The sequence below is a fragment of the Metamycoplasma equirhinis genome (genome assembly GCF_006385185.1).
In the GTDB taxonomy this organism is placed as follows: domain Bacteria; phylum Bacillota_I; class Bacilli_A; order Mycoplasmatales; family Metamycoplasmataceae; genus Metamycoplasma; species Metamycoplasma equirhinis.
Genome location: NZ_VFIX01000002.1, coordinates 68,732 through 89,695, shown reverse-complemented (window position 1 = coordinate 89,695; position 20,964 = coordinate 68,732). Strand labels below are relative to the sequence as shown.

The window sequence follows — 20,964 nt, the reverse complement described above, 5'->3', positions numbered from 1 at the left end:
TTGCAAAATGCGATTGCTTAAGTGCAGTCGCTTTTTAGATTAAATTTTTAGCAAACAAAAAAACGAAACGCGTTATTGCGTTTTGTTTTTTACATTATTGTTGATTAATCAATTTTTACCTTAACAGAAGCACCCATAGTCGTAGAAACGGTAACGTTAAGAACATATGTTCCTTTAACTGTTTGTGGTTTCAATCTTTTTACTGTTTGAAGTAATGTTTCAGCGTTTTCCGCCAACATTTTTGAATCCATTGATTTTTTACCAACTGAGGCATGAATGATTCCACCTTTGTCGGCACGGTAATTTGCCTTACCTTTTTTAAGTTCTTCAACAGCTTTAGCAGGGTTAGTTGTTACGGTACCTGTTTTAGGGTTAGGCATTAAACCTTTAGGTCCTAATTTTTTACCATATTTTCCTAAAACTAACATCATTTTAGGATCGGCAACAATGACATCAAAGTTATATTTATCTTGATTTAAAACTTCAGGTAATTCTGCTGCTGAATATACGAAATCAGCCCCTGCTTCTTGCGCAGCTTTTTGTGCTGAAACTTCATCAGTTGCAACTAAAACTTTAACGGTTTTGCCAGTTCCATGTGGCAATACAACTGCTCCACGCAATTGTTGGTCTGATTTTCTAGTGTCAAGATTTAATTTAATTGCAATATCTAATGATTCATCAAATTTTGCAAATGAAGCTTTCTTTGCTAGTTCAATCGCTTCAATTAATGGAAATACATCTTTTTTGTTTACTAATGTTTTTACAGTTTTTACATTTTTAGAAAGTCTCTTAGCCATTAGTTAGCACCGCCTTTTAGTCATTCTTCATAGCCTTCAACTGTAATTCCCATATTTTTAGCTGTACCGGCAATTTGTTTCATAGCTGATTCAAGTTTTGTTGCATTTAAATCAGGCATCTTGTATTCAGCAATTTCTTTTAGTTGTTCAATTGTTATTGATCCAACTTTTTCTTTATTTGGTTTTCCACTGCCTTTTTTAACTTTTGCTGCTTCTATTAGTTTATATGCTGTAGGTGAAGTAAATAATTTAAAATCAAATGATTTATCTTCATATACAGTGATTAAAACAGGAACAGGTTCTGAACCTCTTTCTCTTGTTTTATCGTTAAATGCCTTTGTAAATTCAGGCATGTTAATTCCAACACCTGCTAAAGCTGGACCGGGTTTTGCTTGTCCAGCAGCAAATTGTAGTTTGGCTTTTTTAACTATTTTTTTTGCCATAATAAAATCCTTTCGATTAATGTGGTGCAAATGAATTTAAATAAATTCTCCCACTTGCTAGAGGCAATTAATAATTGCATTTAGAATTATAACAAAAACCGATTTTATTTTATAAATAAAAAATTAGAAAAAATTTAAAGCAAAAAAGTGACAATAAATTTTTGCCATCGAGATTATTTGTAATTAAAAATTCTGAGCAGCTTCCTTAATTTTTTCTGCAAAAATTTCCTTAATTTCAGAAATATTTTTTTCATTTAATGGTTTTGTTTTAACGCCACTAACCATAATTGAAGGCATAACTTTCATACCTAAAAATTTGCATGTTCCTTCAACATAATTTACAAATAAACCTCATTGATATCAATCAATAGGCGCGCCTTGAGTTGCAATTATTTGAACTTTTAAATTTGAAAGTAATCCAATAGCATCGCCTTTATTTGAATATTTATATGAAAATGTTTTATTGGCAACACAAATATGATCAAAGAAATTTTTTAATACTGTTGGAACATTAAAATTAATCATTGGCATAGAAATAATTAATTTATTTGTTGATTTTAACATATCAATTCATTTTTCGCTTTCAGTGCCAAAAACATCAACAAAACTATGACTTGTCATTACTTCAGTACCAATTTTTTCATCATTTAAATTTATTTTTAATAATTCATCATTTGAATTTAATTCTAAATAGTTTTCAACAAATAAATTTGTTAAATTACTAGAAATTGATTTTTCCTCGTTAATTGGTGAAGAATATAAAGCAATTATTTTATTCATTTTTTTGATTTAATACTCCTTTATTTTATTAAAATAATATTTACCAATTTATTTTACAAAGAAATATTAAAAAATATTTGTAAAGGAGAAAAAATGAACAAAATATATTTAGCTGGTGGATGTTTTTGAGGAATGCAAGCTTATTTTTCGAAAATTAAAGGAATCATTAATACAAATGTAGGTTATGCAAACGGATTAACACTTGAAACTAATTATCACAATATTAAGGAGACCGATCATGCGGAAACTTTAGAAATTGAATATGATGAAAATATTATCAACATTGCAGAAATTTTTGAAAGATATTTAACATTAATCAATCCATATTCTAGAAATAGACAAGGCGGTGATATTGGTAGGCAATATCGAACCGGAATTTATTTTGTTGATGAATATAGTAGAAAATGTGCACTTTTGACATTGCAAATTTATGAAAAACAACACGAAGGCAAAAAAGTTGCAATTGAAGTTGAAAAATTAAATAATTTTATTTTAGCAGAGGAATATCATCAAAATTATTTACTAAAAAATCCTAATGGATATTGCCATATTAATTTATCAGCCGCTGATAAACCTCTATTTAGCAAAGATAAATTGACGAGCGAAGAAATTGAAAAATTAAACATTGACGATTTTTCGAAAAAAGTTTTATTAGAAAAGGCTACAGAAACACCTTTTTCATCATCATTAAATAGCCTAAATGAATGTGGCTTATTTATTGATAAAATAAGTGGTGAACCATTATTTTCAAGTGAAAATAAATATAATGCCGGTTGCGGTTGACCTTCATTTACCAAACCAATTAGAATTGATTGCGTTAACTATTATGATGATTTTTCACATAATATGCACCGCATTGAAACCACATCAAAAAATCAAGATTCACATTTGGGACACGTATTTAACGATGGTCCAAAAGAACAAGGCGGCGTTAGATTTTGTATAAATGGTGCAAGTCTTAACTTTATTGAAATTGGCAAACTTGAAAATACCATTTACGAAAATTTAATTCCCTATTTTAAAGAATGTGTAGAAAAAATAAAATAAATCGCCACATCATTGGCGATTTTTTAATTGGTGTAATTAAACAAATGGTGCGGATGAAGGGAATCGGACCCTCGTATTCAGATTGGCAACCTGATGTTCTACCATTGAACTACATCCGCATGGTGCAAGTGAAGGGAATCGGACCCTCGTATTCAGCTTGGAAGGCTGATGTTCTACCATTAAACTACACTCGCTAGATTGCCTTATTATTATACATTAAAAATTTTTTGAGATTTAAAAAATTAATAAAAGAGTTTTGCTTCTAATGTTGGAAAATTAAAATAAAAAAATGGCGATCGTGGCAGGATTCGAACCTGCGACCACATGCTTAGAAGGCACGTACTCTATCCCCTGAGCTACACGACCGTTGCAAGTATTATTTTAGCACAATAATTAGTCATGTATAAAAAATAATAAGAATTTAAACTTGTTTTTCGTAATCAATTTAATTAATTATTAAAATTTTTCATTCATTATTAATTTTGCAATTTTTGGCGAAACAACTTTGCACAATTCTTCTTCGGTAGCATTTAATATATCTTGATATGTATTAAACGAAGCAAGCAATTTTTCGATTGTTTTTTTCCCTACACCCTTAATTAAAAGTAAAGGATTATTTAACATTGATTTTAAATGTTTTTTGCTATGCATTGTTTTAGCAAATCTGTCAACTTCAGTTTGCATACGTGCCAGCAAATTAAAAACGTTAGGGTCATCAATTATTATTTCATTATCGTTTTCGTCAATTAAATATTTTGTTTCATGATATTCATTTTTAACCAAGCCAAAAATAGGAATATTAATATTTAATGATTCCATGGAGTTTTTTATTTCTTGAATTTGCATTATATTTCCATCAGCAAATATAACATCAATTTGATCTTTAAATTCTTTTAAATAATTAAATGAGGTTTGTCGCATGTATTCAACATCAGCATTGCGCAATGCATTGCAATCCAAATTATAGAATCGATAATTTTTTTTATATGGTTTTCCGGCATAAAATCAAATTGCGCCGCCGATTATTTCATTTGTTCCATGAACAAAAGAGTTATCAAACATAATAATATTTTCGGTTTTCGTTTTTAAATAAATCGCAAGCTTTTCTTGAGCTATTTTAGTTTTAAAAAGCATATTTTTATATTCAGTAATTTTTAATGAAGCATTATTTTCGGCGTTCTCTTTTGCTTTGCTTATTAATTCATTTATCATTCCAGCTTGTGAAAAAATAATTTTATCTTCAAATTCTAAAGAATTTTTAGGAAATTCTTGGCTAAGTAAAATCTGATCAGGAATTCAATTATGTGAATAAAATTCCGATAAAAATTCGTTGATTAAATTTTCTAGTGTACTTCGGATTTCAAGCGTGAAATCATATTCGCTAATAAGCATTCTTTCGCGATATAGCATGCAATGAATTAAAACAAAATCTGTTGCTTGATAAATTCCAAATACATCAATCTGTTTTTGCGATTTAATAAAAATATGTTGATCTTGAGTGTTGTAATTTAGCAAATCCAAAATATCGTTATAAAATTTAGCTTGCTCAAACATGTTGCTATTAATTGCACTATCAAGCTTATTTTCAAGGTCTTTTTTAAAATTTAGTCCAAATTTCATTATTTCTTTTGCTTTGTAAAATTGTTCTTCAGCGAACTTTTTGGTTTGGTTTTTTATTATTTGGCCATCTTTTGCTAATAGCAAATGATTTAAATATCTTATTAGAGGTTTGAAGTTTTTATTGTTAGGTAATGGCCCATAGTAAATAGCATTTTTTTCTTGTTCATATTTATTTTTTAAGTCAATAACCAATTTATTGCTATTTAATTTAACTCTGATATAAGGAAATGACGACTGTGATGGAAAAAGAACATTGTAAAAAGGATGATATTTTTGAATTAATTTACGTTCTTGAATAAATGCTTCACGATCGCTTGATAGAACAATTGTGGAAAAAGATGCTATGTTTTGTAGCATCTTTGGAGTTTTATATGAGTTTTGCATTTTAGGATCAAAATATTGCAACATTCTTGATTTCAAATTTTTCGCTTTACCTACATAAATTACATTGCCATTCTTATCTTTTCATAAATAAACGCCAGGACTAGTAGGAACATCTTTAATTAATTCTTTTTCAATCATTATTTTAATGTGCCAAAAAACGCTGATAAAATTTCATCATAACGTTTCAGTGGATCCAAATTAAATGATTTTGAAACCAATTCAAAGGCCATATTTTCAAATCAGCCAACCTTATTTTCGCTGTCACTTTCTTCACGATGACTTAGATAGTAGTTTGGTTTATTTTCTTCTAAAAATTTAATGTCAAAATCATATAATGGTTTATATGTTATTTTTGCATTTAAATCTTCAATTTTATTATTAAAAATATTGTAGTAATGAACACTATTTAGACCATTTTTATTACCAAACGAAGTTAAGGTCGCATAATATTTGCCTTTTTCTTGAATAGCAAACAAAACACATGAGTCAACTTGAAATAATTTATTTTTGCTATCGTCTAATATTAAAGCCAAATAAGGATGTGAAAGTGCACGAATTTCATCATGTTTTTCCTTCGAAATTTCGTAAAGAAAAATTGTGTCAGAGATTGGCATATTCTTTCTTGCATTTTCTAGTGTAACAAATGCATTAATATTCTCATCAGTAGAACTTGGATCTTTAGAAAATGGCAAATCATCAGTTGCTAAAAAATACTTTCCGGTTTCAAGTTTTGTATAAACATAAACATTTTCCAACATTTCATTTGTATCGTTTAAAAGTACATTAACTTGAAATCTTTGATATTGAGGATACATTTCTCAACGATCGATCATGAATAATTGATCTTTTGAAATTTCAAAAACCGTTCCTTTAACTTGACTTGCCATATCTTTTTTTAATAAAAAATACATAGTTTCATCAACACATTTAGCATAGCCGTTAAGTGTTGCTGCATGACGAACTACATTTTTGCCTAAAAGATTTTCATAAAATAGTGGTTCTTGTATTGTACCATAACTAAATACATAAATTTTTTCATCAGTCATAAATTAACTCCAATAGTAAATAATAAAAAATTATACCAAAACAAATATTGCCAATTACGTTATTTGTTTGGCTAATTTGACTTAAATTTCAAATTATTCAATTATAATAATATTGCCATGAGAACGATAACCTTGTAAACTGGTCAGGATAGAAATATAGCAGCCATACCGAGAAGTGTTGTGTCTTGTGGTTTTTTATATAAAGGAATTTTATGATTTGCTCAAAATTATTGATGCCGCTACTAAATGGTAATGATTATGAAATTTTGCCATTAATGCGAACGATTGAATTTGTAATTTATATTAAAGTTTCAAAAATTAAACACAATGATGAAATTTCATGTTTAAGTGAAATAGAAATGCCAACCGAATATGATGCGAAAAAATTTAGCAATTTATATTTTTCTAAGGGTGAGTATTTTATTGCCGAAAATGAACATTTTGATAACGAAACTAATAACCAATGAAAAAATTGAAAATATAACGATGATGAATCAAATTATTTTGCAAGTAAATTTATCTTGAAAACATTAGAAGAAATTTATGAATTGCTTACTAAAAAAAATCTAAACAATAAAACATTAATTATATTAACGCAGGGTATAGGCAAAAATCAACCATATTATATTTGATGCGACCCAATATTAGCTAAAAAACAATTAGATTCCCTTTATGATCAAACCATAAATGACACTATTTTAATATCAGCCACGGATGTTTACATTAGTGAACTCCCTAAGGCGAATAACTTATTTTTAAATGAAAATAATACAAATACTAGATACTTGGCGAATCAACTGTCACTATTTATTTTAAAAATTATTGATATCATTAAGAAAAAAATAGCCAATATAAATTAACATAAACACAAAAAACCACATTCACTGTGGTTATTTTTAATAATTTAGATTATTTTGTGCCAAATATTCTATCGCCAGCGTCGCCCAACCCGGGTTCAATATATTTATTTTCGTTTAATTTACTATCAAGAGCAGCTAAATAAATTTCGAAATCCTTGCCAAAATGCTTTTCAATGTTTTCAACACCTTCTTTAACACCAACTAAACAAATTAAATGGACATTATTAAATCCATTATTTTTTAATCTTGTTATTGCATCAACTGCTGAGCCGCCTGTCGCTAGCATAGGATCAACTACAAAAACATAACTATCTTTTTTGACGTCAGGCATTTTATAGTAATATTCTTTTGCCTTAAAACTTTGTTCGTCGCGATACATACCAATATGACCCACTCTTGCTTCTGGAACTAATTCCAAAAGACCGTCAAGCATTCCTAGTCCTGCACGTAATATCGGAACAAAAACAATTGATTTATCAATTGTAGTGCCTTCATATTTTTTATCAAGTGGAGTTACAATATTTTTTGGTTTTGTTTGATAATTTCTTAAAATTTCATAAACCATTAATGAAGCAATTTCGTTTAAATTTCTACGAAAAACTGAATGGTCTGCGTTTTTATCGCGCATATTAGTTAATTTAATTGATATTAGCGGATGATTTAGCACTTTTAACATTTCTTCTTTCCTTAATTTCACAAGTTATTTTGATTTTGTTAATATTATAGAATATATAATTTTAAATATAGAAAAAATAAGTAAAAGGGAATAATAATGAAATACTATTTAATTTTAGGGCATCCAACTAAAGATTCATTTAATGGTCAATTAATTGATGCATATGAAAAGAAACTACTAGAAAAAGGCCACGATGTCAAACGCGTAAATATAATTGACTTGGATTTTGAAATAAATTTAAGCAAAAGCGGATTTAGCGAAAAAACGGCAAAAGTTGTTAAAAACGAACAAACAAATATTAAATGAGCAGATGAAATTATTTTCTTTTATCCTTTATGATGAGGCGGAATTCCTGCAATACTAAAGGGATATATTGATAATGTTTTTCAAAAAGGATTTGCATATAAATATCGCCAAAATAGTTCGCTTTGAGACAAACTATTAAAAGGTAAAACGGCAAGAATTTTTTCAACATGCGACGCTCCGAGTTTTTTTGTGAGTTTAGTTTATAAAAATGCTGATTTTGCAATGCTAAAGCGAGCTGTTTGTTGATTCACGGGTATAAAGGTCTCAAAAGCCAAACGTATCGATAAATTAATTTATCGTTCTGAAAACAAACGAAAAGATATCATTAATAAAATTACTAGCAAAATAAAATAATTAGAGTTAAATTAAGGTTGAATTTTTATTTTTTAAAAAGTAAATCAGCCAATATTTGTCTTAATTTCTATCTTCTTAGCACGAAAAAAGCCCATTTTCGTGTTTTTTTATGCTAAAGTAAGACGCTAGCTAACCATTTTCAAAAAAAAAAAAAAAAAAAAAACGCCTACAATGTAATGGTTTTTGTATGTTCGGTCAAAAATTGAACATCTTAAATAATTATTATTTAAGTATTAAGAGGTAATATGAATTCTAATAAGAAAAAAACTGCAATCATTGTCGGATCAGTAGCTACAGCTTTGCTTGCTTCTGCAGCAATCGCCACAGCGCTATATTTAAAAGGCAAAAATAAATTAGATAAACCTAAAGATAAAACAACGTTTATCGATTTTGGTATTTCAAAAGAAGATCAAAAAGAATTTGGTGCACATGATGCTAAAGTTGAAGAAGAATTTAAAAAGATAAGAAAATATATCGAAAAAATTATTGAAAACCTAAATAAAGGAATTAATGAAGCTAAAAAAGATTTAAGCATCCAAGACTATAATGTTTTAATTAACTATTTAAAAGACGGAATTAAAATTGGTGAAGATGCTTTTCCAATTTTAGATAAAAGTATTAAAGCTTTGTCAGAGTATCTTGAAAAACAAAAACTTCTTCAAGATGATAGAAAAAGACTAGCCGAAACAATTGAAAAAGCTAAAGAGGCAATCGCATCTGCGCAATCTAAATTAGATGGACTTTTAAAAGATAAAAGTAAAGTTGAAAAACGTGCTGAAACTATTATTCGCCAAATTAAAGAGGCAATTGAACGCGCTGAAAAGGGAACAATAATTCCTGAATTTAAAGCATCAATTAAAGAACTTGAAGAATTGTCTGCCGCCGCCGAAGAAATTAAAGATAAAGCTAAAATTTTTGATTTAAAAGATATTATTAGCAAATTAGATAGCGCTATTAATGATGCAAAGGCTGAAATTCAAATTCTAAAAGATAAAATTAGTAAGCAAGATGAATCTGCGCAAAAAGAAGCAATTAAAAAGTTTGCTGAAGAATTAAAAGATAAAGTTGATAAAGCAATTAAAAAAGGCGAAGACGCTCAAACTGTTGAAGAGCTAGAAGAAGCTAAAAAGCAAATTGACACATTAAAAGATGTTGCCAGTGAAGCTGCTAAAGAAGCTAATAAATTAAATGAACCTGAAGCTAAAGCAAAAATTGAATCGCAAATCCAACGTTTAGAAGAAGAATCTAAAAAACTTAATAAGCGTATTGAAGAAAAGAAGGCAAAAGATTCAGAATTAAAAAATGAACTAAAAGAATTGCTTGAAGAACTTAAAAAAGCTGGCGAAGATGCTCAAAATGCTCAAAGTTTAAATGATTTAAATAAAGCAATTGCCGAATTAGAAGCTAAAATTGCAAAAGGCCAAACTTTATTGCCTAAATTAAACCAAGCCAAATTAAATGAAGAAGCCGACACATTAAAAAAAGCACTTGAAAAAGCTGCCGAAATTTTAACTGATGCTAAAAATCGAAAAGACGCTGAAAATACTAGAATAAGCGAGATAAAAACTAAGTTAAATAATCAAAAACAAGATCTAGAATCAAAAACTAATAATATCAAAACAAAAGAATCAATTACCGACCTAGAAAATGCATTAAGTGAATTAACTAAAGCAATTAATGATGGTGAATCACTTAATAATGAAGTTAAAGATGATAAATCAAAAGATTCATTTAAAGATGAGTATAACGCCTTTGCTAAAGCACTAGAAGACGCTAAAAATCAAGCGCAAAGTTCACAACAAAAATTAGATGCTTTAAAACAAGCAAAAAATGAACTTGATAAAAAAGTAGCTGAAGCCATTTCAAAAGCTAATGAGGCAATTACAGAAGCAAACAATAATAAAAATAGCGAAGATAAAGACAAATTATCTTCTGTTTTAGAACAAATTTCTACAGCCAAATCTGAACTAGAAAAAGCAAAACAAGATTCTGAAACTGCAAATGATGCTGAAAATAAAAAGAAATGTGAAGATAAATTAGCTGAATTAGAAACTGCTAAAGCTGAAATAGAAACGCAAAAGACAAAAGTTGAAAATAAAGAAAAAGAAATTGCTAAATCAAAAGAAGCAGTTAAAGAGCAAATTGAAGCACTAAATAAAGAAATTGCTAATGTTGATAAGGCTATTTCTGATAAAAATAAAGCAAACATTGATTTAGCAAAAACTGAATTAGATAAAGAAATTACTAAAGCAGAAGAATTGCTAGAAAAAATAAAAAACGAACCAAAACTAAATCAAGAACATATTGATCTTAATTCAAAAATAACTGATGCTAAAAATAAATCAAAAGCTGCTGAAGAAGCTTTAAAAAATATTAATAAAGCAGAAGATGACGCTAAAAAAGCAACACAAGAAGCCAAACAAGAATTGGATAAAGCTATTAATGAAGCTAAAACTGCCAATCCAAATAAACTGGATGATTTAAAAGAAAAACAAAAACAATTAGATGAGGCTATTGAAAAAGGAAATAAGGCAAATAAGCAAGCAGATGATGCTGGCGTGAGTGACCAAACTCTAAAAGATAAGCTAGCGGAAGCGCAAACTGAAAAGCAAAAACTTGAAGAAAAAATCAAAAAAGCAGAACAAGATAACATTAATCAAATTAAGCAAAAAATAAATGATGCAATTAGTGCATTAGATGGCGCAATAAGTAAGGTTAATGACGCAACACAAGACGCAAATAAACATGATTTAGAAAAAACAAATGAAGCGATAGCAGAAATTGCTAATGCGCTAAAAACTGCAAATGATACTAAATCAGAAACTGAGGCAAATCAAAGTAAATATCAAACTGAATTTAATTCTTTGGTTTCCAAAATCGCAGATGCAGAGCAAAAACAAACTGAAATTTTAAAGCAAAAACAAGACATTGAAAATGAACGTAAAGTCGCAGATGAAGAATATAAAACATTAAAACAAAATGTTGATGCAAACATTTTGTTATTTGATGGTAATTCAGATAACTTAGACAAAGTCACCGAAGCTATTAGTAATTTAGAAGCAAATTTAAACACAGCAAATACGCTTTTAAATAAAACTAAAAATATTAAATATAACGCTTTACAAACTAATGTTGAAGACCTAATAACCCAAATTAATGAAAAATTAGTTGCAGCAAGAGCTAAAAAACAAGATTTAGAAAATGCGCAAGAAGCAGAAAAACAAAGAATTGAAGCTCTTAAAAAGAAATTAACTGATTCTGTTGTAAAACTATCAAACAAAATTTCGACATTAGAATCTGCTGATGGAATTGACGATAAAGAAAAAGCATTAAACGAATTATCGGAAGCTATTGCTGAAGCAAATGAAATCGCTAAAGATGTTCAAGAAATTGATAAAACCACTAACGTAAAAAATGAGTGAGATGCCTTCTCTACTGAATTAGGCAAAGCTAACAATCTAAAACAAACTAAAGAAGATGAAATAGCAAATATTAAAAGCGCAATTGATACCGAAATTTCAGAAATTCAAGACGAGGTAAAAAAAGCACTTAAAAATGCTGATCAAGCAATTAGTAATAAAAACAAAACAGAACTTAAAGCTTCAAAATCTGAATTAGAAAAATTAGTTAAAAAGTTACAAGAACTTAAAGAGAAAATAGAAGCCCTAAAATACGAAACTGCTAAAGAAAAAGTTACATTAGAGCAAGAAAAAGCAAATGAAAAATTACAAAAAATTGATGAGGAACTAAATTCCGAAGAAGAGCGAATTAAACAAGTTAAAAAAGAATTAGAAAATTCACTAGGAGTTTTAAAGGAAACTAAACAAATAGTTGAAGATAATAAAAATAATATTGACAAATTGGAAGAAGCATTAGATAAATTAGAAACACAATACAATCTTTCAAATGCCAAACATACTGAACACAATATTAAAAAAAATAAATCTATTTCAGAATTGTCGCAAGCCTTAACTAATTTGAAAAATGAACTTGATGATTGCAAATCTCTAAAGGAATCATTGAAAACTCAAAACAAAAAAGCCAAGGATGCGTTAGATAACAAATTAAAAGAAGCGGAAAAAAATGCTAACGAAGCTATTTCTTCACTAGACAACGCTAACGAAGATAAGGCTAAAATTGCTAGCGCAAAAGATAAATTAACAAAATCTAAAAAAGAATTAGAAGATTTAGCTACTGAAGCTGAAGGCAAAGGTTATAGAAAAGTTGCTGATATCGCTAATAACAAATTAGAAGATGTCAACAAAAAATTAAAAGATGCCATTTCTAAATTAGACACTAAAGTTTTAGATGAATTGAAATCACTAATCGAAGCTTTAACTCAATCAAATACAAATGTCAATAAATTGGGTAAAGTTGATGATTTAGATAGGGAATTACCACTATTTAATAAATTAGTTCATGATACTCAAATTGCTTATGATAAATTAAATACTCCTGAAAATAAAAATAATCAAACACTAAAACAGGAATTAGACAAATTAAATAACTTACTAGCCGAATCTAACCAAACTTACAGTTCAAAAAACTCAGAACTTAATTCTAAAAAACAAGCAACAAAATTAGAATATGAAGCAGCTGATAATTTTGCTACAACTTATTTAAATGAGGCAAATAATTTATCTGGTAAGTCGGTTGTCGAGTTGGAAGCATTAATTTCTAATTTACAAAAAGCAAAGCAAAAGGCAACCGATGCTAAAAGCTTAGCTAATACTAACGGTTATAGTCAATATGAAACTCAAGCAGATAAATTAATAGAAAAAATAGAAAAAGCAATTACTGAAGTTACTCAAGCTAAAATAAAACTTGCCGGCGAAGATAAATTAGCTAAAGAATTAATCAAAAAAATTGATGCGAAAAAATCTGCTATTATTGATGCTTTTGAAGCTATTAAAGATGAACATAAATCAAAAATTGATGTGTTTAGTGAACTAATTAGCGAACTTGAATCAAAAGTTACTGAAGGTATTAGATATCACAACGATGAAAATAAACAAAAATCTGGTGATGCAATATATAACAATTTATTAATTCGTCAAGATGTTATTGATGCTTTTGCGGCCCTAAAACAAAAAACAGATGAGATTAATCCAACAGAAATTAACAAATTAAAAGAAAAACTTTTAGCCAACAAAAAAGTATTCGATGATAGATGAACTCCACTTGAAGCAAGTTCTAATGAAGCGATTGAAGCTGCAAAAAGTGCATCTGCTTCAGATAAAAATGCTTTAGAGTCAGCAAAAACAAAATTGATAGCTGCTAAAAATGCGCTTTCACAACTTGAAATTGATTTAAGAGACGATTATCATGAATTAAAGACAAAAGTTTCTGAAAGATTAGCTGAAGTAAATCGTCAACTAGCAAATATTGAAAATAAATTAAAAAATAAAATTACTGCTGAATTAGAAGGTTTAATCAATAAACTAAATGAAGCAACAGAAACTCTAAAGAATACTCATGGTGTCGATCCAATTACTTCATATTTAGAAGCTAATACAGAAAATTCATTTAGCAAAATTTTAGAAAAAGCAGACAATGAATATACCAATAATAAAGATAAAAATGAATATAAAGCTGAACCGCTAAAATCTACCTTAGCACAATTAAAATCTAAAATTGAAGAAGCTAAAGAAGCAAAACAATTAGCTAAAACAGAAGCTGAACAAAAGAAGCAAGTTGCTGAACAAGCGCTTGCTACTGCAAAGGCAAATTCAAAGTCACCGATTGAAGAAGGAAATAAACCTGTTGACAAAAATACTCCTTCGGAAACAATAAAACAACGTATTCGTGATTTAGAAGATTTAATAAAAGAAAACACAGGATCAGTGTGATTGGCTAAAAAAGCTGGTCAAGATAATTCTTATAGCAAAGTTGTAAACGAAGCTGACGCTTTGATAAGGCAAATTAATAATGCACTTGAAATCTTAAAAGATACTTTATCTAAATCTGAATCTGAGGAAGAGAGAGTTAAAAATCTTGAAAGAGATATTGATGCTCAAATTAATGCCTTAACCAAAGCTAAAAATGATGCAAATTCAGCAAAGGGAAAATTTGATACTTCTAGCTCTAAATTGTCATCATTAGAAAGTGTTTGAGCAACTGCTAATAACAAATATCAAAGCTGATTTGTAGAAGAAAATAAAAAATCTCCTATTTTAAATAAACTTAATGATTTAAAGACGTTATTGGATGAAGTTAAAAAATCAGATGGTTCAGGTATTTTAAGAGATTTAAAAGACGTTAATAAAACTTTAGGTGAATCAGTTGTTCAAAAAAATAATGAAATTAGTAACAAAAATGAATTAATTTCAATTGATGATTTGGCTTCAAAATCACTTGAAGATTTAAGATCACTACTAAACACACTGGGAAATGAAACTAGCGGTTATTTAAAAGAGGCAAATGATGCCAAAACATTTGCACAAACTAGCGATTATGCTGCCCAAGTAACCAAAGCGAGCGAAATTATTAATAGTATTAAACAAAAAATAAACAAAATTACCGAAGAAATCGAAAGAAAAGAAAACGCAGAAAAATTAAGAATTAAAAAATTAATTAAGGAAGTCGAAACACAAATAGAAGCAATTAACCAAAAGATAAATACTCTTAAGGCTAATAAAGATAATATTATGCAACAAAATTATCAAGCTCTAAAAGATGAATTAGTAAAAGCAAATACTCTTAAAAATTCTTTAGCTTCTGAAACTGCACAAGAACTAAATGAATCTAAAGATAATCTTGAAAAAGCTATTAAGTTGGCGGAGTCTAAAAATAAAGCATATGACACAATTAACACATTTGAATACTTAGAGTCCGACACAAAAAAAACATATATTAGACAGGCATACGAAGCTGTTAATGAAGCTGAAGTTGAAAATATTATCGAAAACGCACGTAAAGCTAACGAAGCAAATAAAGCTAACATTGTAAAAATATTTAGAGAAAAACTAAATAGATTAAAACAAGACATATCAAGCGCTATTCAAAATGTTAAAAATAATTTAGGCAAAAAATCGTCAATTGATTTTGAACCCGATATTAGTGCTTTAACGCAAAAATTAGATGAGGCCAATGGCTTAATAAATGATTACAATAAATATGCAGAATTGCGGTCAGAAATTGAAACATTCAAAAATACTGACGTTAAGGCTGCACAAGATATGATCAAAGAGGCACGTGACTATGTTGAAAAAGGTTGACAAGATAAAGAATTTAAATTACACCAGTTAGATGAAAAACTAAAAAATGTCGAACAATTCATTAGCAATCATCAAACAATTAATGAAAATGATAAAGATGAATGGCTAAATCAAAAGACAATAATTGATAATATAAGTTCCGATGTTCAAGATCAAAATTCTATTTTTAACAACTTCCATAACTATGAATATCAAGCAAACCATCCAAACGTACAATCTTTGGCCAACGGTATGCAAAATAGATGACAAGATGCAAAAACCAAAATTTCAAAAGCATTAGAAGAAATTGAAAAGAAAATTGCCGCTAAAAAATTTTATGATAAAGCTAAAGAAGAAATTCAAGATCTTAAATGAATTTCTAATTCTAAGCGTGATCAAAAACTTAAGGATTTAAACGACAATAAAAACGATTTAAGTCGTATGCAACAAATTTTGAATGATGCAAAAAATGCAGATGAAATTACACGAAAATTAATATTAGAAAATAAGAATTTATCCGAAAAAATAAAGCAGTTGCCAATTAATGAAAAATTATTTGACGCAAAGGAATGAATGAGCCAACAATATTCTTTTGAAAACGAAAGATCACAATTAAATACACTATATAACGATAATTATATTGATTATCATAATGATGTTGATGATGACACTATCCGCGCAAAAAATAGTAAAATGAAAACTGAATTTTATCCTATTGTTGACACAATAATAAATAAATCAAAACAATTATTAGGTTCAATGTATAATGATTTTAAGGGATGAACAATTAATGCTTCATTTGTAACAAAAGCTTATGACATTATGCAAAAACATGATAAAGATAATAGAAATCCATTTTTTGCATATGCTAGAAAGATGGAAATTGAGTCAAGTAATTATAGAACACAAGAAATTGAAAAATTACCATTTTCAACTTCTGATAGTAACTATCAATTAATAATTGATAAAATTAATAAAACTGCTAAATGATTCAAGGAAGCAACTAATAATTATTTCTATACTCATAAAGAAGATGTGCTGAAGTATTATCAAAAGATAAATTCTTTTGTCGAAAATTTTGAAAACACAAAATATTTCCAATTACCACATATGCAAAATATGTACAAATATGACGAAGTTAAAAAGTTATATAAAAATTTATTAGATACTTCAGGAACAGAAATTTACAAATTATTATATGAAAAAGCTGATAATTATACTTTCGATGGAGCAACTTCAGAATTTACAAAATTCGAAAAATTATATAAAAATATTGAATATCAAGTTGAAAAGAAATTTAACGAAATCAATTTAAAAGAATTTGTAGAACATTTGACTGATTTTAAATGAGAAAATTCGCAAAATAAATTGATTTCAGAACTAGTAAAAGATGCAAATCATCAAATTGGCGAGTATATCAAATTTAATATAAGCAAGGGAAGCTATAAAACTCCATTAAATTACAAAATTCAGAATTTGCAAACATTAGGAAATCTAGGCAACGTTGATGGATTGAAAGAAAATAATTATGCAATTTATGAAGGATTTGGTTTAAATATAGATGATATTAAATATAGCGACATTGATGGTAAATTGCAATTTAAATTAAGTGCGTTTGTACGAAATAAATATTTTGATCCTAATAAAAATAATAGTGAAGTAATAAACGGATCAAAACATACTTATACTATTATTGGATTTACTAAGATTAGTAAAAGAACATTTACTGTTCATGCTCACGCTGAAAAATCATCTAATAGCACAAACAATAAATTCACAAGAATTGAACAATTAATTGCTTTGTTAAAATCATACAAGCCAGAAGTAAACGGAACTAATGCGCATAATATAAAACAAATATTTAAATTTATTGATTTGCCAAATGATGGAACTATAATACGAATTGATCATAATTCATTACGTGATTTAGGGTCTGGTAAATTGGGATTTAAATTAAAATTCTTTAAATCAAACGTGCCACACATTGAAAATAACGAACAAAAATATATTGATTTTGAATTAGATAGTAGAGAACTCACTGTTGATTTCGCTTCAACATTACAAGAAAATATAAGAGCATTTTTGAAAAATCAACGAGTTAATTATAAATATATAGGTTCTAAACCAATAGGTAACTTGTTAGCCTCAGATGCAACTCTTTCTGATTTTGCACCTATTCACAATAGCAATAACCTTGATTATGATTGAAATCTTGTAAGCGTTGTCGGAGATGATGAACACGGTAAAGCAAGATTACAAATAAGACTACGTTCAAAATTATTTTCAGGCATTACTCATGAATATTATCAAGAAATTCCTAATTTTAAAAAAGATGAGCCAAGCGAAATTAAAGCGTTAGTAGAAAGCGATTATAATATTACTAACAAAGTAATGTTAGCTTCTACAAAGGAAAAAGAATTATCTGATTATCTAGATTATAACATTTCTAAATATTCAAATATCACTGAATGATTTAAAGAAATATTAAGTAAAAGTGGCAAAGGCAAATTTGATGCCATTATAGAAGCCGAAATGGATAATGAAGATTACAAATTAAAAGTAACATATTTTGTAAAGAAAACAGTCAAAACTTATACTGGTGTAAAAGACATTAAAAAACAATATACAACTATTTTAGATTTAAGTTGATTCCTAGAACCATTACATCTTATTAGATTCTTTTCAGACATTACACAAATACGAGAAAAATTATCAAGATTTCAGGTTCTTGCTAATAATCAAAATTGAACTATCGAAGAATATATAAACTATAAACATGAAAATAAAACACCAACAGAAGGAATCAAAGAGTATGCCAAGGTTTATAAAAAATTATATGAATCATTGGTATATACAGGACCAATCACTCCACCACTTGAAAGAAATGATGCTGGATGACAAAATTTGAAGGAAAGATACAAAAATATTAAACAAAATCTAGTTGAATTATTACAATTATCCTTGATATTTGTTTATAAAAACCAAGGCATGGATGATACTGAAGCCGCGCGCATTTTTTCATATTGAATGAAAAAAGATGATGCTCGTTGAAAAGCATTAGCACAAGACCCGGGGCCTGTAGAATTAGCTAGATATTTATACATATATTATCCAAAATATCTTCTAAGATTTACAAAGGATTGAAAATTAGCTCTCAACCAAAAGAAAAATATAGATTACTCTCTGCATGATGCGTATAATAGCTGGCCATTGCCAGATTGCTTAAAAGAAAAATAATTTCTTTTTTTCCATAATAAACGTAAAATGCAACACTTAAGCTAATTAAGTGCTTGCATTTTTTTATTTTAATTTATTAAAAATACAAAGCGCACGTCGCACTTTGTATTACATTTTGAAATCTCAAAAAAATTATTCGCAATTTAAATTGAGATCTTTAATTTTAGAAATATATTTGTGTGAGTTTTTTAAAATTTACTTTGCATATAAATCTCGCAAACTCTATATAACTTTTATTTATAATTTTTGATTTCTTTAAGTCTTGCGCTTTTACCTTTAAGATCTCTCATGTAGTAAAGTTTAGCTCTTCTAACTTTATTCCTTCTTGTAACTTCAATATGTGAAACAAGAGGAGAATTAATTTTAAACACTCTTTCAACACCAACACCGTAAGAATCTTTTCTTACAGTAATGGATTTATTAATTCCTTCACCATAAGCAGCAATAACAAGTCCTTCAAAAATTTGAATTCTTTCTTTATTACCTTCTTTAATTCTAACGTGAACTTTTACATTAAAACCTTCTCTAATTTCCGGTAAGTCGGCTCTAATTTGATCTTTTTCTACTAATTCAATTAATTTAGTTCTCATTTTTCTTCCTTTCAATAATATCTTTACGATTTTTTAAGGTTTTTAAATAAGCATTTTCCTTACGCCATTTTTCTATTAAAGCGTGATTTCCACTTAATAAAACTTCCGGAACTTTCAATCCTTTATATTCAGCTGGTTTTGTGTATTGAGGATAATCCAAAAGACCATCACCTTCAAAACTTTCATTTTCATGGCTGCCTTTTTTTAGCACGCCAGGCGTTAATCTTGCAACTGATTCAGCGATAGTCATTGCTGGAATTTCTCCACCTGTCAAAACAAAATCGCCAATTGACAATTCTTCATCAACAAAATTCAAAATTCTTTCATCAAATCCCTCATAATGTCCACAAATTAACGTAATTTCTGGGAATTTAGATAATTCATGAGCTTTGCTTTGGTTAAAGCGTGAACCTTGGGGTGATAATAAAATTTTATGACTATTGGGAACCGTTTGCAATGCCAAATCAATTGGTTCAACTTGCAAAAGCATTCCATCACCCCCGCCATATACAGTATCATCAACTTTTTGATGTTTCTCTTTAGAAAAATTTCTAAAGTTAATAATATTTATTTCAAGATGTCCGAGTTTTATCGCTTTAGCAATAATACTTTGATTTTTGAATGTTTCAAAATATTCGGGAAATAAAGTTAAAATGTTTATTTTCATATTTAAAAACTATTTTTTAGAAATATAATCAGCGTAGAAATTATCTTGTTTCAATAAAGTTCTAACGGTGTCAGAAGGTTTAGCGCCTTGATCTAAATATTTAGTGATTAATTCTTTGTGTAAAGTTAAACTTTTTTTATGAGGATCGTAATATCCTAGTTCTTCGATGAATTTTCCATCACGTGAACTTCTCGCATCAGCAGCAACAATTTTATATGTAGCATAAAATTTTTTGCCTGTTCTTTTTAGTCTTAATTTAACCATGTTAGGTCCTTTCTATAAAATTACAAAATTTAAAGATAAGTACATTTTACCACAAAAAATAAATGTCAAGCAAAATTACTTGACAGTTTAATATATTAACTAGGCAAAATTAAAATGGTGTTTTTAGATTTAATTAAGCGAATATTTAAAGTTTATATGTTAATTTTATTTTGAATAAAATAATATTGGCAAACAAGAGAATAAATAATGTAACGATCTAGAGCATAAATTTTGTGATTAAAAAGATGTAAAATTTATTATATGAAAATACAAACATTAAAGAGTAAATTAAAATATGCATATGGCCCTTATTCAGGTGTTAAAGTTGCTTCGGTTGCAATCGATAGCAAAGGAAAAGAATTCTATGGCGTTAATTGTGAAAATGCTGCTTTTCCTAGTGGCCTATGCGCCGAACGTGCAGCTTTATTTTCATCTGTTGTAAAAGGTGCAAATATTGGTGATTTTAAAGAAATTCATATAATTAGCAATTTGAACAAAGTTTTATATCCTTGTGGCGCTTGCCTACAAGTTATTTCGCAATTTTTAAAAAGCGATGCGAAAGTGTGTTTATATAACTATGATTTAAGCGACCAAAAAGTATATACATTAAATGAAATTATGCCTTATGGAGTTCGTGACTGCGATATTAAAAATTAGAATCTTGCCTTTAATTAAGCAAAAAATTACAAGAAAAAAT

At 28.2% G+C, this 20,964-nt stretch carries 14 protein-coding genes, 3 tRNA genes and 1 other RNA gene; 6 read left to right on the top strand and 12 right to left on the bottom strand.

Annotation, left to right across the window (positions count from 1 at the left end):
- Window positions 1–104: 104 nt before the first annotated feature.
- From rplA to FJM08_RS07400, 3 genes are all read right to left on the bottom strand, one after another.
- The gene (gene rplA, locus FJM08_RS00985; protein ID WP_140031349.1) at window positions 105–797 is read right to left on the bottom strand and encodes a 50S ribosomal protein L1; all 693 of its coding nucleotides are present in this window, start codon (window positions 795–797) and stop codon (window positions 105–107) included.
- Window positions 797–1,240 (bottom strand): 50S ribosomal protein L11, encoded by a 444-nt coding sequence (gene rplK / locus FJM08_RS00980; RefSeq protein WP_140031348.1) that lies wholly within the window; start codon window positions 1,238–1,240, stop codon window positions 797–799. Before rplK ends, rplA begins: the two co-directional genes overlap by 1 nt.
- Window positions 1,241–1,423: 183 nt before the next feature.
- The gene (locus tag FJM08_RS07400) at window positions 1,424–2,020 is read right to left on the bottom strand and encodes an FMN-dependent NADH-azoreductase (protein ID WP_140031347.1); all 597 of its coding nucleotides are present in this window, start codon (window positions 2,018–2,020) and stop codon (window positions 1,424–1,426) included.
- Window positions 2,021–2,113: 93 nt separating this feature from the next.
- On the opposite strand from FJM08_RS07400, the gene msrB reads away from it, so the two are divergent.
- A complete protein-coding gene (gene msrB, locus FJM08_RS00970; RefSeq protein ID WP_140031346.1) occupies window positions 2,114–3,067 on the top strand; it encodes a peptide-methionine (R)-S-oxide reductase MsrB in 954 nt (317 codons plus the stop codon).
- Between the two features lie 45 nt (window positions 3,068–3,112).
- Here the strand turns inward: msrB and FJM08_RS00965 are convergent.
- The 5 genes from FJM08_RS00965 to FJM08_RS07390 form a co-directional block, all read right to left on the bottom strand.
- A tRNA-Gly gene (locus FJM08_RS00965) sits at window positions 3,113–3,186 on the bottom strand.
- 1 nt (window position 3,187) lies between these two features.
- Window positions 3,188–3,261: transfer RNA gene (locus tag FJM08_RS00960), tRNA-Gly, on the bottom strand.
- Between the two features lie 96 nt (window positions 3,262–3,357).
- Window positions 3,358–3,433, bottom strand: a tRNA-Arg gene (locus FJM08_RS00955).
- Between the two features lie 90 nt (window positions 3,434–3,523).
- A complete protein-coding gene (locus tag FJM08_RS07395; protein WP_140031345.1) occupies window positions 3,524–5,209 on the bottom strand; it encodes a GIY-YIG nuclease family protein in 1,686 nt (561 codons plus the stop codon).
- Entirely contained in the window at window positions 5,209–6,117 is a 909-nt protein-coding gene (locus FJM08_RS07390) for a gamma-glutamylcyclotransferase family protein (protein ID WP_140031344.1), read from the bottom strand. The genes FJM08_RS07395 and FJM08_RS07390 overlap by 1 nt, the downstream gene beginning before the upstream one ends.
- 107 nt (window positions 6,118–6,224) lie before the next feature.
- Here FJM08_RS07390 and ffs point away from each other — a divergent pair.
- Window positions 6,225–6,321: signal recognition particle sRNA small type (ffs, locus tag FJM08_RS00940), an RNA gene on the top strand.
- 8 nt (window positions 6,322–6,329) lie between these two features.
- Window positions 6,330–6,977 (top strand): hypothetical protein, encoded by a 648-nt coding sequence (locus FJM08_RS07385; protein WP_140031343.1) that lies wholly within the window; start codon window positions 6,330–6,332, stop codon window positions 6,975–6,977.
- A 49-nt stretch (window positions 6,978–7,026) separates the two neighbouring features.
- Here the strand turns inward: FJM08_RS07385 and upp are convergent, their stop codons facing one another.
- The gene (gene upp, locus FJM08_RS00930; RefSeq protein ID WP_140031342.1) at window positions 7,027–7,653 is read right to left on the bottom strand and encodes a uracil phosphoribosyltransferase; all 627 of its coding nucleotides are present in this window, start codon (window positions 7,651–7,653) and stop codon (window positions 7,027–7,029) included.
- A gap of 96 nt (window positions 7,654–7,749) precedes the next feature.
- Between upp and FJM08_RS07380 the strand changes: the two genes are divergently transcribed.
- Window positions 7,750–8,313 carry an NAD(P)H-dependent oxidoreductase gene (locus tag FJM08_RS07380; protein WP_211331331.1) on the top strand — a complete coding sequence of 188 codons (564 nt, stop codon included), beginning with the start codon at window positions 7,750–7,752 and terminating at the stop codon, window positions 8,311–8,313.
- Window positions 8,314–8,558: 245 nt separating this feature from the next.
- Window positions 8,559–18,746 (top strand): hypothetical protein, encoded by a 10,188-nt coding sequence (locus tag FJM08_RS07375; protein ID WP_140031341.1) that lies wholly within the window; start codon window positions 8,559–8,561, stop codon window positions 18,744–18,746.
- Window positions 18,747–18,979: 233 nt separating this feature from the next.
- Here the strand turns inward: FJM08_RS07375 and rplS are convergent, their stop codons facing one another.
- Genes rplS through rpsP form a run of 3 tightly spaced genes read right to left on the bottom strand, consistent with a single transcriptional unit; the run spans window position 18,980 to window position 20,267 of the window.
- Window positions 18,980–19,336 (bottom strand): 50S ribosomal protein L19, encoded by a 357-nt coding sequence (gene rplS, locus FJM08_RS00915; protein WP_140031340.1) that lies wholly within the window; start codon window positions 19,334–19,336, stop codon window positions 18,980–18,982.
- Complete coding sequence (gene trmD, locus FJM08_RS00910; RefSeq protein WP_140031339.1) at window positions 19,326–20,003, bottom strand: tRNA (guanosine(37)-N1)-methyltransferase TrmD; 678 nt, start codon at window positions 20,001–20,003, stop codon at window positions 19,326–19,328. Before trmD ends, rplS begins: the two co-directional genes overlap by 11 nt.
- A gap of 9 nt (window positions 20,004–20,012) precedes the next feature.
- Window positions 20,013–20,267, bottom strand: coding sequence for a 30S ribosomal protein S16 (gene rpsP / locus FJM08_RS00905; protein WP_140031338.1), 255 nt, complete (start codon window positions 20,265–20,267; stop codon window positions 20,013–20,015).
- Between the two features lie 261 nt (window positions 20,268–20,528).
- Between rpsP and FJM08_RS00900 the strand changes: the two genes are divergently transcribed.
- Entirely contained in the window at window positions 20,529–20,924 is a 396-nt protein-coding gene (locus tag FJM08_RS00900) for a cytidine deaminase (protein WP_140031337.1), read from the top strand.
- Window positions 20,925–20,964: the final 40 nt, after the last annotated feature.